Raw genomic sequence first — 14,973 nt, forward strand, 5'->3', positions numbered from 1 at the left:
GGTGTTAGCTATGAAAACGATAGGACTGATAGGTGGAATGAGTTGGGAATCATCCTTGCTTTATTACCAAATTATCAATCAACGTGTAAAGGAAAAGCTAGGTGGGCATCATTCCGCAAAAAGCCTAATGTATTCGGTGGATTTTCACGAAATCAAGACGCTGCAACATGAAGGAAAATGGGATGAAGCTACAAACATCATGATGGAATCAGCTCAAAAACTCGAAGCAGGTGGTGCAGATTTCATCGTCATATGTACGAATACGATGCACAAGATGGCAAAAGAAGTAGAAGAATCGGTATCCATCCCCTTACTGCATATTGCTGACGCAACGGCAAGGGAAATTGTCAAATGTGGCATAAAAAAAGTCGCTTTACTAGGAACTGCTTTTACGATGGAACAAGCTTTTTATAAGGGTAGACTTACTGAAAAGTTTGGACTCCAAGTAATCGTTCCAGATGAAGCAGACAGGAAGATTGTACATGATATTATCTACGAGGAACTTTGTCTTGGCATCATGAATGAAAATTCGAAACAGTCCTACTTGGCGATAATCTCTCGTCTTGTCCAAGATGGGGCGGAAGCGGTCATCCTCGGCTGCACGGAAATCACTCTGTTAATATCTCAATCGGACTGCAAAGTTCCTATATTCGATACAACGAAAATCCATGCGGAATATGCCGTAGATTTTGCAATTAGTAATAAATGTATATAACTAAATTATACGGGTCTATTCCCGACAGATATCGCTTATAATCAAAGCATCAATGAATAGAGGAGGCATTTTACATGGAAAACTTAACGATTTATATCACCGTACCAACATCTAAGGGTGGAGCCCTTACTTAAAATGTTAGCGGTGTACACCCTTTGATGTGTTAGTTAAATAACACGAAAAAGGGGTAAAACCATGCGTTTTCCAGTGAAAAAGTTTTTTTCTTATTACAAACCCTATCTACCTTTATTTCTTAGTGTATTGGCTTGTTCCTTTATCGTTTCTGCTGTGACGCTGCTGTTTCCGCTGCTCGTTCAGCATATAACGAAAGACGTTTTGAAGGGGGATTTGTCCTCAGCATTAAGCAGCGTGTATAAAATTGGCGGGTTGATGCTTGTTTTAGTCGCGATCCAAAATATCGGGAATTACTTTGTAGATTACAAAGGTCATGAAGTTGGCGCACGCATGGAAAGAGATTTGCGCAGCGAGCTGTTTGTACATATGCAGACGCTTTCCTTTGGTTTTTATGATAAGGAAAAGACGGGCAGGCTCATGTCTCGGATAACGAATGACCTGCTGCTGCTTTCTGAACTCTACCATCACGGTCCAGAAGACTATGTGAAATACCTTGTCCGCTTTTTAGGAGCATTTTTCATTTTATTTTCCATTAACGCCAACTTAACGATAGCTGTGTTCTGTTTCTTTCCGTTTTTAGGCGCTTTTTCATTGTATTTTAATAAGAAGTTGAATCATGCCCTTAGAAATAACAAGGAACGAATCGGGGACGTAAATGCTCAGGTAGAGGATAGCCTATTGGGCATCCGCGTCGTCCAGTCGTTCGCTAACGAACATGTCGAAATCGAAAAGTTTGAGCGGACCAATAATCATTTTCTCGATAGCAGAAAGAAAACATACAAAGCGGAAGCGTATTTCTACAACGCTGTGGAGTCGATCATCCAGCTGATTAGCATTACGGTGATTATTTTTGGCAGTGCCAGTATCGTACGCGCTACGCTCCATATAGCGGATTTGATCACTTTCTTGCTATATATCAGCTTTATGATTGAACCCATACAACGGCTAACGCATATGAGCTCTCAGCTGCAAGAAGGGATAACCGGCTTCCAGCGGTTTATGGAACTCAAGAATGTGAAGCCAGCGGTTGCCAACAAACCGAATGCCTTGACACTCCAGGAAGTACAGGGGGAAATTGAGTTTAGGCAGGTATCCTTCCGATATGATGCCCACTTACAACCTGTACTGGAAAATGTGTCGCTTCGTGTGCAGCCAGGAGAGTATGTGGCGCTAGTAGGACCGTCCGGTGGGGGGAAAACGACATTATGCTCCCTGATCCCCCGTTTTTATGATGTAACGAATGGGGATGTATTGTTAGATGGAATTAATGTCCGGGACCTCGAACTGAGGTCATTAAGAAATCATATCGGGGTCGTGCAGCAAGATATCTTCCTTTTCGCGGGAACGGTGATGGACAATATCCGCTACGGAAACCCGGATGCGGACGAAGCCGCAATTATCGAGGCAGCGAAACGCGCGAATGCCCATGATTTTATCATGAATTTATCGAACGGTTACCATACCGAGATCGGGCAGCGAGGCGTTAAATTGTCAGGCGGTCAAAAACAACGGCTAAGCATCGCTCGCGTATTTTTAAAGAATCCGCCCGTTCTTATTTTAGATGAGGCTACAAGCGCACTTGATAACGAAAGCGAGAGCCTGGTCCAGGAGTCGCTGGATTTATTAGCAAAAGGGCGCACCACGATTGTCATTGCCCATCGACTATCCACGATCCGTAATGCCGAACGCATTATCGTATTGACAGAAGGCGGTATTATGGAACAGGGTACGCACGAAGTTTTACTGGCACGAAATGGCGTTTATGCCCATCTGTATGCCAAACAGTTTGAACTACAAGTATAAACGCGCTCAAACCCCAAATCGGCCTTCTTTTAAAAACAGGTATTTCCACTATTTGGAATGTATCTGTTTTTTTATTTGCCGCTTCAGCTCCACTTAACTCTAGGTAACTTAGTATAAAATTATTTACTCCTTCTCATAACAGGAATGACTATTTATAATTGATAATAAAGAATAAATGATGAGGTAGACATGCAAATCATTCGTGATGTTCGCAAGTTTGTTTCGATCCCCGGAGCGAGAACGCTGCTTACTATGTTGTTTCTCTACGGCATAGGAACCGGTATTTTAGCGCCAATGAACGCTGTGTATCTCAACGAGAGTGTAAGGCTTTCGAAAGATCAGATCGTTGCTGTTTTCGCGGTAGCCCTGTTCTGCAATATGGCCATTACGATTACTGTTGGATGGATCAGTGACCGGTTGAAGAACAAGAAAAAGCTCCCGGTCATAGCCGCCATTCTTTGCATCATCGGATTGTTCATCTACATGAATGCATCCGATTTTCGGAGTGCGCTCATTGGCATGACGATAACCGTTGCACCGTCCGGATTGATTATGGGGCAGCTGTTCGGCATGGCTAGAAATCATTTTGCCCGCAGTGCCGGTGAGATTGTGGAGATGGCTCAAATATGGCTTCGGGCCACGTATAGTATTGGTTTTTTTACGGGGCTGCTGCTGGGAGCAAACATCTTCCTTATTGCAACGTTTAAAGGCGTGCTGTGGGGAAATTTGGCCGGCTATGTAAGTTTGGTCGTTCTCTTGCTGGTGTACAAAGAGACAACGGGTGAACCGGGAGTAAAGCAAGCTGTGAGGGGAGAACCGTTCTCCATTGTTATGCTGGTTGCCCTGCTTATGCTCGCTTGTGCCGATGCCATTCGAGGCTTATATTTACAGCTTGTCGTATTAAAGTTGTTCGGTAAGCCGGAGATTATGTCTTATATATGGAGCGCACAGGCGGTATTCGAGCTGTTTTTCATGACACTGGGCGGATACTTGGCGGCACGGTACGGTAGCAAGAAGATTATTTTACTCGGCGGTTGTTTCGCACTCGCCACCTATTTGACGTATACGAGCAGTACCTCGCTTCCTGTTTTCTTTGCCGTCCAGCCGATGTATTCGTTTTTTGTTTCGATTCTGTACGGAGTTGCCATGGGGTATGTGCAGCGGATGTTTTTAAGCCGAACAGGATTTGGGGCAAGCCTATACGTGTTCATCTCGCAAACAGCTTCTTTAATCGGATATTTCTTGCCTCTGTTCATTCAGGGGATAACGCCGAAAATATTCTTCATACCAAGCTCGCTTGTAGCGCTATCGTTACTTATTATCGGAATGGTGTTATACAGGGAAAGACGATTGAATAGGAGAAATTCGATCGTCATCGAGCAACTGTGAACACTTGAAATATTTCCCGAGCAATAAAAGTTCGTAAAACTAAAATCTGGAGGGATTCGTTATGCGATATCGGAATTTGGGGACAAGCGGATTGGAAGTTTCGGTGCTGGGTTTGGGGACAAATGCATTTGGGGGGCGCGCAGACAAAAATACCTCGATTCGAGTCCTGCATCATGCAGTGGATCATGGGATTACGTTTATTGATACTGCGAATATTTATACAGGCACGAAATCGGAAGAGATCATCGGAGAAGCGTTTGAAGGACGGCGCCACGAAGTGCTCCTTGCGACAAAAGTGGGGATACAACGAGGAGAAGGCCCGAACACAAGAGGTTCCTCACGTCAACATATTCTAAAGGAACTCGAAGGAAGTTTGCGCCGCTTGCGAACAGACTACATTGACTTGTATCAGATTCATGTTTTTGATCCGAAGACTCCGCTTGAAGAGACGCTCCGTACTTTGGACGATTTGGTAACGTCCGGAAAAGTGAGATATGTAGGCGCTTCAAATTATGCAGCCTGGCAAATGATGAAAGCCTTGTCGATCAGCGAAAAGGAGCGGCTGGTGAAGTATGTTTCGGTGCAGCCCGGCTATTCATTGGTTGACCGCGGCGTGGAAAGGGAGCTCCTTCCATTCTGCGTGGATCAGGGAATCGGCATTATTCCTTATTTCCCACTGGCAGGAGGAATTCTTACAGGGAAATATTCGGGAGGTTCTGTACCAAGCGGATCACAGTTGGACATGAATCCTAACTTCGTGCGGCGTGTGAACTCCGCTCGTGTGGAGGTTGGGGAGCAGGTGGCGAAGATCGCGGCGGAGATCGGCACATCGGCCACGGCTCTCTCGCTGGCCTGGTTGTTGCACCAACCTGCAGTAAGCACAGTTATCGCCGGGGCGACCCGTGAATCCCAAATCGATGAGAATTTGAAGGCGGTTAATCTTGAACTTACCGAGGACGTTCTGAAAGCGCTTGATGAAGTAAGTAAAGATTTTGTTTATTCGCCTCCGTTTTGAGGTAGATCGAAATCATGAGAAGATGGAGGTGAATACTGAGTGATATATGAATTGAGAATCTATACCATTCATCCAGGAAGAATCGATGCGATTCGAAAGCGTTTCTCCGATCATACGCTTGGCATTTTTGCCAGACTAGGCATGGAGGTGTGTGATTTCTGGGAGGATTTGGAGGAGCAGCCCAAGCTCTATTACACGATGAAATATGAAAGTATGGAAGAAAGAACAAGACAATGGGAAGTTTTCTCGCAGGACAAGGAGTGGAACGAAGTAAAGCAGAAATCTGAAGAGGACGGGAAAATTGTTGCATCAGTCGAGCAGATTTTTATGAAAAGAGCGGAATACTTCGTGCTTTGACTAGTGCGAATATTGAGGAGCCCAGGCTAGGTATCTTGCCGGGTTCTTTTTTATATGTCCAATTAATTGAAAAAAAGTGTGAGATCATTATTTGAAAGTGTAAAAAGTTGAGTTATAATAGATATGAAATTATGTTAATAATTCATGAACATAATTTCAAAGTATGAAGAGGGCGGAAATACATGGGCGGAGACAAACTGGAGAAAATTGTAGATGCGGCTCGCATGTACTACCAATTGGATTATAGTCAACAAGATATAGCCAAGAAGCTAGGCGTATCTCGTCCGACTGTATCCCGTTTTTTGCAGCAGGCAAAAGAAGAGGGAATAGTCCAGATCAAAATTATGGATCCGACCGAAAATAAAGAACTTTTAGCCGAACAATTGGAAGCAAAGTTCCAGCTCAAAAAGGCGGTCGTCGCTTCGGTCCCTGAATATGAAGATCATATCGTTAAGAAATATATTGGGGAAGCAGCCGCTATATATTTAGATGAAGTCGTGAAGGATGGCGACACGATCGCGATGACTTGGGGAACAACGCTCTACGAGGTAGCCACTCATTTGCCGAATAAGCTTGTGAAAGATGTGACTGTTGTTCAACTGAACGGTGGTGTCAGCTATTCGGAGACGAATACGTACGCTTCCGAGATTATTCATCTTTTTGGCAATGCGTTTAACACTACTCCGCATTTATTGCCATTGCCAGCAATTGTGGATCATGCGGTTGTGAAGCAGGCGATCGAGGCGGATCGGCATATCCGCAAAATTCTTGAAATTGGCAAGCGTGCGAATATCGCGGTGTTCACCGTTGGTGTACCTTCGGAAGATTCGGTGCTGATCAAGGCGAATTATTTCTCCGAAGCCGATCTGGAGATCATCCACGCGAAGGGTACGGGTGACATTTGCTCTAGATTTATCGATCTGGAAGGCCAAGTGTGCAGCGAAGAGTTGAATCTTCGTACGATTGGTATCGATCTCGCTGAATTGAGAACGAAAGAGAAATCAATCCTCGTCGCAGGCGGCATGAAGAAGGTGGAAGCCATCTACAGTGTTATCAAAGGTAATTATACGAACACATTGATTACAGATCAATTTACCGCACAACATCTATTGGCTTATGCCAATGAACAATCACTATAAACAATTGGAAGAGTAAAAGGAGTAAATCCCATGGAAAATAAAGATATTGCTCAAATGATAGATCACACGCTTCTGAAGCCGGATGCAACAAAAAGTGAAATTTTGAAGATTTGCAGCGAAGCCAAACAATACAGCTTTGCTACTGTCTGCATAAATCCAACGTGGGTCTCGCTTGCAGCGAAAGAACTCGAGGGCTCGGGCGTAGGCATTACTACCGTCATTGGCTTTCCTCTAGGTGCAACTACTACATTCGCCAAAATGGCTGAAACACGCGACGCCATTGCGAACGGAGCGACGGAAGTGGATATGGTGCTGAATATCGGCGCGTTAAAATCCGGAGATTTGGACACCGTGAAAAAAGACGTCGAAGGCGTCGTTCAAGCGAGCAACGGCCAAGCGGTCGTTAAAGTAATTTTGGAAACAGGGTTGTTGACCGATGAGGAGAAAGCAACGGCTAGTAGGATCTGCAAAGAAGCTGGAGCGGATTTCGTGAAAACATCGACAGGTTTTGGCCATGGCGGAGCAACTGTGGAAGATATTGCTTTAATGAGAAAAACGGTCGGACCCGAAATGGGCGTTAAAGCATCTGGCGGCGTGCGCGATCTCGAAACGGCTCGCAAGATCGTTGAGGCCGGCGCAACGCGGATTGGTGCAAGCTCCAGTATCGCCATCGTTACGGGCGGCAAAGGACAAGGCTATTAAAAAAAGGAACAGACGAATCCGTGGGATTTGGTTCTGTTCCTTTTTTTATGTTTCGAGCTAACCAAATCGGGAGGACAAATTTCCAATTTCGGACTGTATTCATAACTTAAGATAGGCACTTAACTAGTGACAAATTTGAAGTGGTTAGAATACGGGGTGCAAAATATATGAAAATCAATACACCGAATCAAAATATACCTCAACCGATCCGAGGTGATGGGGCTGGTTGGTGGGATTTAGGACCACGTGACATTATGCGAGACAAGGAGAATCCTGACATGCTGGTTTCTCCTGTCACCGATGCCGGTTCGCTTCCCAATCTGAAATTCTCTTTTTCCGATACGAATATGCAGTTGAATCACGGTGGTTGGTCACGTGAAGTGACGGTTAGACAGCTTCCGATTGCGACCGAGGTTGCTGGGGTGAATATGGCTCTGACTCCGGGTGGTGTGCGAGAGATGCATTGGCATCAGCAAGCGGAATGGGCGATCGTGCTTGTGGGGCGAACACGCATTACATCCGTCGATCAAAACGGGAGGAACTTTATTGCCGACATAGGCGTAGGAGACCTCTGGTACTTCCCTCCAGGAATTCCGCATTCTCTTCAAGGACTTGAGGAAGGTACGGAGTTTTTGCTCGTTTTCCCGGACGGTAATTTCTCTGATCTTAATACATTAGCTATCTCTGATTTCTTCGCACATACACCAAAGGAAGTTCTTTCAGCGAATTTTGGCGTTCCCCAAAGTGCTTTTAACAATATCCCGAACCATCAGGTATACATTTTTCAATCCGAAGTGCCAGGTCCAATAGAAAGTCAACAGGTGGCAGATCCTCAAGGTACCGTGCCACTGCCCTTTAAACACCGACTGCTTGCACAAGAGCCGATTATAACCCCGGGCGGGAGTGAAGTGCGTATCGTGGATTCAAGAAATTTCCCTATTTCGACTCAAATATCCGCAGCGTTACTTGAAATCAAACCGGGTTCCATGAGAGAGATGCACTGGCATCCAAACGCGGATGAATGGCAGTATTATATCTCGGGTACAGCGCGCATGACAGTTATGGCTCCCAATGGTACGGCACGTACTTTTAATTATCGTGCTGGCGATGTGGGATATGTACCGCGGGCGTTCGGCCACTATATTCAAAACACTGGTAATGAAAGCGTGTGGGCTTTAGAGATGTTCAGGAGTGACCGCTTTGAAGATGTTTCATTGAATCAGTGGATGGCGCTCACACCTTCTCAAATCGTATCCCAAAATTTAAATCTAGGACCTGAATTTATGCAGGCATTGAATAAAGAAAAACAATTTATCGTGAAAAACCCGGGGATTTCTTACCCAAGAACGAACAAATAAGTGTTTGCAAAGATGTTCATAATCACCTATAATACTGAATGAATGTTCAGTATTATAGGTGATTTTCATTGTCCAGATCTGTCAGCCAGAAAGCGGTGAAGCAAGTGTGAATAAAAAGAAACAGCAGACCGAGCTAACGAAAAAGAAGATAGCTGACGCGGCAAGAGCTTTATTTGCTCAAAAGGGCTATAAAGCAACCGCTATTGAAGACATCGTAAAAGCAGTCGGGTGTAGCGCAGGTAACATCTACTATCACTTCAAGAACAAGGAAGGGCTTTTTTTATACTTGCTTGAGGAATGGAACAGAGAATGGGATAGTAATTGGTTGGTTAAAGAAAAGTTGTACCTGACGACAACCGATAAATTATACGGCATGGTTGAATATTTGGCGCTTGATCAGCTGAGTCATCCGTTGACGAGAGCTGCTGACGAGTTTTTTAATAATGCAGAGAAAGCTCCGGATGTGGAGGAGCGAATAAACGTAATGGTTAAAGGGTACATTGACTTTAATCGGGAATTGCTTCAAAAGGGAATCGATAATCAGGAATTCGAAATTTCGAATGTCTCTGGTCACGCGATTATTTTGGACAGCTTGCTGCTCGGGTTAAGCCAGCATTGCCGGAGAATGGAACGAGTGGAAGCGCTAGCGACCTATCGGTTGGCTGTGGATGTGTTCCTGCAGGGCATTGCCAAGCCCATCCGCTAGCTTTTTTTTGCAATAATACTGAATATATATTCAGTGTTTTTCGAGATTGGGAGGAATTTAAATGACATTATTGACAAGACATCAAGGCGCTTTATTAGTACTTATGTTTAATCTTTTTCTAGTCTTTTCGGGAATAGGGCTTGTTATCCCTATTATGCCTAAATTTATGGATAGTCTAGGGATCACCGGAGGAGTTATCGGGTTGTTGATTGCTTCGTTTTCGCTGACGCAATTTCTTTGTTCGCCATTGGCCGGCCGTTTGGCTGATTCATTTGGCAGAAAAAAGATGATTGTCATTGGCATGATTGTGTTCGCCATCTCTGAGGGCATGTTTGGATTAGCCAGTTCGCCTGCCTTGTTATTTGTTTCCAGGATGCTAGGCGGCATCAGTGCAGCCATGATCATGCCGGCCGTTATGGCTTACGCAGCAGATATCACGACTCCGGAAGAACGAGCGGCAGGAATGGGGTATATTACAGCCTCAATTACGACGGGGTTTATTATTGGACCCGGTATAGGCGGTTATATCGCTGAATTTGGGATTCGCGTACCTTTTTACTCCGCGGCGGCTGCGGGACTTTTTGCGGCGTGCATCACCATGTTTATTTTACGGGAGTCGCTTCCTGCAAAAGAGAAGATATCAGATACTCCACCTAGAGCGGCAGTTGAACAAAAAGGGCTTTTATCACAAATGAAGAATGCTTACAAAGAGCCCTATTTTTTAAGTTTAATTATCGTTTTTGTAATGTCTTTTGGGCTTGCTAATTACGAAACGATTTATGGACTTTTTGTGGATCGAAAATTTGGTTTTCAGCCCAAGGATATCGCCTTTATCATAACGTTCGGTTCCATAGCTGGCGCCGTGATTCAAGTCACAGCCTTTAGTTGGATATTGAATCGTTTGGGGGAGCAGCTTGTTATTTCTCTTTGTCTTTTCTTTGCAGGTTTGTTTATTCTGCTGACGCTATTCGTGCACCAATTCTGGATGATTTTTGCTGTTACCTTTGTTGTATTTTTGGCGATCGATGTTTTACGACCCGCTATCAGTACCCAATTGTCCATGGTGGCTGAGGATCAGCAAGGTTATGTTGCCGGCTTGAACTCCGCTTTTACCAGTCTTGGTAATATTGTTGGGCCTATTGCAGCTGGTTTTTTATTAGATTTGAATGTCAATTATCCATATACGCTGGCGAGCTTGGTCTTGTTAATTTGTTGCGTTTTATCGGTTGCAGCGAAAAAGCGCAGCTTGCAGGGGGCTTAATAATCCTTTTGATGAGGAACACGTGCGACGAAAAGAAAGGGTGAACAGAGCTCCGCGAGTTAGCGGGCTCTGTTTTTTTCTTACAATGGGATTTTGAGCTCCGAGGCAATTTCTGTGATATACCCCGCAGCTTGCTGATAGGCTTCGTTACTTGAAAGATGCTCAATGATGAGCGTTGTATCGGGATGAAGCTTGTTAAGTTCTGTGAGGAATGTCCGATAGTCCAGATGACCTTGACCAGGTATAACCTCATCCAGATGCACGGTTAACTTGCCCCTCAGTAGAACATCCTTGGCATGGCAGTTTCGTATATAGGGTCCAAGCTTCGCAAAAAAATCTCGAATCATGTCACCATTGCGATAATAAATACGTGGATTCGTGACGATATTCACAGGATCGAAATGAACCCCGAAGCCTTTACGGTCAATGGCTTGAACGAGAGAAAGGTAAGAATCTGCGGAATCCGGGAAAATCCAAGGCATCATCTCAAGCGCAAAAACCGTACGATCAGGCTTTACAGCGTCTATAATTTCGCGGGTTGTTTCCACAATCAGCTCGAAAGTGTCCTCACTAAAATTCTCGGGATCCGGGCCGTCCCATTGCTCTCCTCGGGATCCCGCTATATTAACGCAGCATTGTGCACCGATCCGCTCTGCGAGCTCCAGCCTTTTTATGCAATAGGCAATGGCTTTCCGCCTTGTTTCCTCATTTCGACTGATTGGATTGCTCCAGGCGCCGACTTCGGAGATGAGGATGTCATAGCGCTTGGCCAAAGTCAGATAATCTTCCAACTCACCGATATCCTCCTCACCGCTAATTGGGCAAGTTGTTGCGCGAAAGCCTGCTTCTTTAAGGGCAAGCGCCCAATTCTCCGGGTTTTTCTCATTCAGAAATACTTGACCGCCAAGACGCATCGGAACCCCACCTTTTGTGAATAGATATTAAAAAATATTGACAACGATTTCTAGGCATGTGTATGATGTGCGTAAACACGCGTTCACGAAAGAGGATGAGCAACATGAAAAAAACAGAGATCAACAGCACAGAGATTGCTAAGCTTGCCGGGGTTTCCAGAAGCACGGTAAGCAGGGTCATCAACAATTATTCAAATGTACCTGCTGAAACGCGCGAGAAGGTTTTGAAAGTGATACAACAATATAATTATTTCCCAAATGTGTCTGCCCAGGTTCTTGCTGGGAAGCGGGCGCGTACGATTGGCCTGTTTCTCATTGAGCAAGGGAATGTATCCGGCGATATGCTGACGAATATGCTTATCGTTAGTGTTATCGAACATGCTTCCGAGCACGGCTACTATGTGCTTACCCACATTATTCGTGATGCCAAGGATACCGAAATGATCAAAAACGTAAAAGAGATTTTCTTCCAGCGTAGAATCGATGGCGGCATCTTTATCGGAGCAGCCATTCATGAACCGTTCATTGAAGAATTAGTAGATGAAGGTTTTGTAATCGGCATCGTTGATCAAACGCTTTCGGATCATCCTGAACCGAATCGAATCGTATCCAAATTTAATAATGATTCAGGCATGAAACAGGCCGTAGCCTATTTGGCAGGACTTGGCCATACTAGCATTGGTGTCATCAATGGAGATATGAATCGTCTATCCGGCCAAACCAAATATGAGGGCTACAAAACAGCGATGCGCATGTGCGGCTTACAGGTGAATCCGAACTGGGTTTTGAATGGCAACGATTTTCATGAGAGCAGCGGTTATAAAGCTATACAAAAACTAATGAGTCAAGAAACGGATCTGCCAACAGCGATCATTGCAGCGAACGATAGTGTAGCATTTGGTGCAATTCGGGCGTTGAAAGAGCATAAGCTGCGTGTCCCCGAAGATTTATCCATGATTGGATTTGATGATCATGCCTTAAGTGAAAAACATCATCCCGCTTTGACGACGATTCGTGTTGATTTTAGCGATATGTTGAAACGCATGACCTCCTGTTTAATCACAAAAATTGAACAGAAGACTACGGATATAAAAGAAATCACGGTTGATTGCAGCCTTGTGGTCAGAGAATCTTGCCGAAGAATTTAAATAGTTGTTTCGTTCCCCGGTGGTAGGATCAGGGCCAGGTTCGCCGGGAGCGCGGGGAACAGGCAAGCGGGGAACGAAATGCCATCCTGTTAGCGTTTTGCCATCAAAGATGGGGGTGAAACTTGCGTCGTTTTTCTGCATATTACCTCCTTGTGTTCAACAATGAGTGAAAAATTCTCTGTTTGATAATTATATCATAAACGCGTGTTTAGACAATGGGGTTTAGGATAGCGGATCATTTTTATTTGGAAATGTGTAGAAATTAAAGGTTGACAGCGCTTTTAACGGTTGTGTATGATGAGTCCATAGACGCGTGTTCACGAAGTTAGTGGCGTGTTGAAGCTTGGAAGTGACGGGTTAGAGGTCTGATATTTTTTTTAACCGAAATAAACGCGCGTTCAGTCGGTTTTTGGCGATTTAAGGGAAGCTTAGACTTATGTATAAACGCGCGTTTACGAAGCGAAACACAGAAGAAACTGTATGAAGGTTTTGATTACATGTTCATCAGCCCTAGCTTTATCATAGCTTACAAAGCTGTGTCATTATAACAATCCAAATACAGGAGGAATTACACGTGAAAGAGCTGAAAATCAAAAGAGTTCTACCGCACGCGATGGTGGCCCTACTGACGGTTTTTACTATTTCAGCTTGTGAAACCGCTACCACAGGGTCTGATCCACAAAGCACTAGCAATCCTTCAGAAAACATGGACGCCAATGGGAAATATCAGAAACCGGTGACCATGACCTGGGCTGTTCAAACAGCAGCCGCTTCCAAACTCCTGAACAATGAAACCTGGGAAGATAACCGTTGGAGCCGCTTGTTTAAAGATAAGCTCAATATTGATCTTCAGGTTGCTTTCACGGCCGACAGCAGTACCGATGCATATAAAAATAAACTGAATGCCATCATTGCTTCAGGCGATCTGCCGGATGTATTCAAAACGCAGGATACAAACGTTTTTCTGCAGTTGGCACAAAATGGGCAGCTGGCTGATCTCACCGAGGTGTATAACAAATACGCGACGGATTCCATCAAGGAGTATCAAAAGAAATTTGCCGATTCATTCAAGGGAGCTACGATAGATGGCAAGCTTTATGCCATACCTCGAATGAACGACAACTTCCACGAAGCGCCGTTTCTATGGATACGTGAAGATTGGCTTAAGCGAACGAATTCTCAGCCGCCCAAGACCGTAGAAGAACTTGTTGCTCTAGCTAAGAAGTTTGCCACCGAAGATCCGGACGGAAACGGTAAGAATGGTGACACAATTGGGCTTGCCCTTAACAAGGATCTCATCAGACAAAATCATGCCAGCATTCTTGGTTTGGTTTCCGCGTTTGGCGTACCTGGACGTGATGAAAGCATGTTTTATCGGGATCAAAATGGCAAAATGACGTTTGCCTGGATTCAGCCGAACATGAAGCCGGCGCTTGCGGTATTGGCAGATATGTATAAACAAGGACTTATCAATAAGGATTTTACCTCCAAAAGCGAATCAGCACTCGTAGAAGATATCACCAGCGGCAAGATTGGCATGGCCTTCGGCAGCAACTGGGGCACCTGGTATCCCTACAATAATGTGTATAAAAAAGATGGCGTCATCGTGCGTCCCTACCCGATCCCCACACAGTCCGGTTACGATTACAAGATTGGTATCGAGAGTAATGCTGTAGGCCAGATGACGATGGTAAGGAAAGATTACAAAAACCCCGAAGCCGTCATTAAAATGCTAAATCTGTACGATGAGACCGTTAATTATTCAACTAAGGATGTCTACGATAAATATTGGGCTAACGAGCAATATCGATTATCGCCAATTTACATCGATCAACCGGGTGAGGTTTACGCAGCAGATTTGCTGAAAGCCATGGATAAAGGCTCGTCCGAAGGCCTTCCTCCTGCCGCAAAGCCCTTATATGACTATATTGCTGGCTTTGAAAATGGAACTCTTGCCAAAGATGACAACGCCTTCGGTACCTGGGGCCAAATGTCCAAGTCAGGCTCTTTACCCATCGTATTAAACAAATACATCCCCGATAAGGCCATCGTCCAGAGTATCTTGGGCATTCAAAGACCCGACGTATGGTTAACGAATGTTGCTTCCTTGGACACCCTGACCATCACGACCTTTACGGATATCATAACGGGAACTAAGCCTGTCGATTATTTCGATACCTTTGTACAGCAGTGGCTGAAGGCAGGCGGTCAAAAATCACTTGACGAACTGGATAAAATGTACCCTGCCAAATAAAGGTTTAGATGGCAGCGGTGGGTGATACCTCATCGTATATCATGGACAGGTGGTGAAGTGGTGTCTGCGAGTCTGAA

13 protein-coding genes are annotated in these 14,973 nt (G+C 44.8%); 12 read left to right on the plus strand and 1 reads right to left on the minus strand.

Annotated features, from left to right (window positions below; genetic code table 11):
- Positions 1-10: 10 nt before the first annotated feature.
- The 10 genes from PCH02S_RS00320 (at position 11) to PCH02S_RS00365 (ending at position 10,580) form a co-directional block, all read left to right on the plus strand.
- On the plus strand, positions 11-715 hold the full coding sequence (locus tag PCH02S_RS00320; protein ID WP_127448989.1) for an aspartate/glutamate racemase family protein: 705 nt from the start codon (positions 11-13) through the stop codon (positions 713-715).
- Between the two features lie 195 nt (positions 716-910).
- Positions 911-2,653 (plus strand): ABC transporter ATP-binding protein, encoded by a 1,743-nt coding sequence (locus PCH02S_RS00325; RefSeq protein WP_127448990.1) that lies wholly within the window; start codon positions 911-913, stop codon positions 2,651-2,653.
- Between the two features lie 189 nt (positions 2,654-2,842).
- Positions 2,843-4,042 carry an MFS transporter gene (locus PCH02S_RS00330; RefSeq protein WP_127448991.1) on the plus strand — a complete coding sequence of 400 codons (1,200 nt, stop codon included), beginning with the start codon at positions 2,843-2,845 and terminating at the stop codon, positions 4,040-4,042.
- A 61-nt stretch (positions 4,043-4,103) separates the two neighbouring features.
- Positions 4,104-5,057 (plus strand): aldo/keto reductase, encoded by a 954-nt coding sequence (locus PCH02S_RS00335; protein WP_127448992.1) that lies wholly within the window; start codon positions 4,104-4,106, stop codon positions 5,055-5,057.
- A gap of 39 nt (positions 5,058-5,096) precedes the next feature.
- Positions 5,097-5,414, plus strand: coding sequence for an NIPSNAP family protein (locus PCH02S_RS00340; RefSeq protein ID WP_127448993.1), 318 nt, complete (start codon positions 5,097-5,099; stop codon positions 5,412-5,414).
- Between the two features lie 182 nt (positions 5,415-5,596).
- The gene (locus PCH02S_RS00345; RefSeq protein WP_127448994.1) at positions 5,597-6,553 is read left to right on the plus strand and encodes a sugar-binding transcriptional regulator; all 957 of its coding nucleotides are present in this window, start codon (positions 5,597-5,599) and stop codon (positions 6,551-6,553) included.
- Between the two features lie 30 nt (positions 6,554-6,583).
- Entirely contained in the window at positions 6,584-7,255 is a 672-nt protein-coding gene (gene deoC / locus PCH02S_RS00350; protein WP_127448996.1) for a deoxyribose-phosphate aldolase, read from the plus strand.
- Positions 7,256-7,422: 167 nt separating this feature from the next.
- The gene (locus PCH02S_RS00355) at positions 7,423-8,613 is read left to right on the plus strand and encodes an oxalate decarboxylase family bicupin (protein ID WP_127448998.1); all 1,191 of its coding nucleotides are present in this window, start codon (positions 7,423-7,425) and stop codon (positions 8,611-8,613) included.
- Positions 8,614-8,719: 106 nt separating this feature from the next.
- A complete protein-coding gene (locus PCH02S_RS00360) occupies positions 8,720-9,319 on the plus strand; it encodes a TetR/AcrR family transcriptional regulator (protein WP_127448999.1) in 600 nt (199 codons plus the stop codon).
- 61 nt (positions 9,320-9,380) lie between these two features.
- Positions 9,381-10,580, plus strand: coding sequence for an MFS transporter (locus PCH02S_RS00365; RefSeq protein WP_127449001.1), 1,200 nt, complete (start codon positions 9,381-9,383; stop codon positions 10,578-10,580).
- Between the two features lie 80 nt (positions 10,581-10,660).
- On the opposite strand, the gene PCH02S_RS00370 is transcribed toward PCH02S_RS00365, so the two are convergent.
- Positions 10,661-11,494 carry a sugar phosphate isomerase/epimerase family protein gene (locus PCH02S_RS00370; RefSeq protein WP_127449002.1) on the minus strand — a complete coding sequence of 278 codons (834 nt, stop codon included), beginning with the start codon at positions 11,492-11,494 and terminating at the stop codon, positions 10,661-10,663.
- A 104-nt stretch (positions 11,495-11,598) separates the two neighbouring features.
- Here PCH02S_RS00370 and PCH02S_RS00375 point away from each other — a divergent pair, with 104 nt between their 5' ends.
- Together PCH02S_RS00375 and PCH02S_RS00380 are read left to right on the plus strand one after the other, a co-directional pair.
- Positions 11,599-12,642, plus strand: a complete 1,044-nt coding sequence (locus tag PCH02S_RS00375; RefSeq protein WP_127449004.1) for a LacI family DNA-binding transcriptional regulator — start codon at positions 11,599-11,601, stop codon at positions 12,640-12,642.
- A 574-nt stretch (positions 12,643-13,216) separates the two neighbouring features.
- Positions 13,217-14,896, plus strand: coding sequence for an extracellular solute-binding protein (locus PCH02S_RS00380; RefSeq protein WP_127449006.1), 1,680 nt, complete (start codon positions 13,217-13,219; stop codon positions 14,894-14,896).
- Positions 14,897-14,973: the final 77 nt, after the last annotated feature.

It is taken from the genome of Paenibacillus chondroitinus NBRC 15376, from assembly GCF_004000765.1.
GTDB lineage: Bacteria > Bacillota > Bacilli > Paenibacillales > NBRC-103111 > Paenibacillus_E > Paenibacillus_E chondroitinus.

Bases quoted from the DNA above. Each gene is read 5' to 3' on its own strand.
- PCH02S_RS00320 (WP_127448989.1), top strand. From the start codon at position 11: ATGAAAACGATAGGACTGATAGGTGGAATGAGTTGGGAATCATCCTTG.
- PCH02S_RS00325 (WP_127448990.1), top strand. From the start codon at position 911: ATGCGTTTTCCAGTGAAAAAGTTTTTTTCTTATTACAAACCCTATCTA.
- PCH02S_RS00330 (WP_127448991.1), top strand. From the start codon at position 2,843: ATGCAAATCATTCGTGATGTTCGCAAGTTTGTTTCGATCCCCGGAGCG.
- PCH02S_RS00335 (WP_127448992.1), top strand. From the start codon at position 4,104: ATGCGATATCGGAATTTGGGGACAAGCGGATTGGAAGTTTCGGTGCTG.
- PCH02S_RS00345 (WP_127448994.1), top strand. From the start codon at position 5,597: ATGGGCGGAGACAAACTGGAGAAAATTGTAGATGCGGCTCGCATGTAC.
- deoC (WP_127448996.1), top strand. From the start codon at position 6,584: ATGGAAAATAAAGATATTGCTCAAATGATAGATCACACGCTTCTGAAG.
- PCH02S_RS00355 (WP_127448998.1), top strand. From the start codon at position 7,423: ATGAAAATCAATACACCGAATCAAAATATACCTCAACCGATCCGAGGT.
- PCH02S_RS00365 (WP_127449001.1), top strand. From the start codon at position 9,381: ATGACATTATTGACAAGACATCAAGGCGCTTTATTAGTACTTATGTTT.
- PCH02S_RS00370 (WP_127449002.1), bottom strand. From the start codon at position 11,494: ATGCGTCTTGGCGGTCAAGTATTTCTGAATGAGAAAAACCCGGAGAAT.
- PCH02S_RS00375 (WP_127449004.1), top strand. From the start codon at position 11,599: ATGAAAAAAACAGAGATCAACAGCACAGAGATTGCTAAGCTTGCCGGG.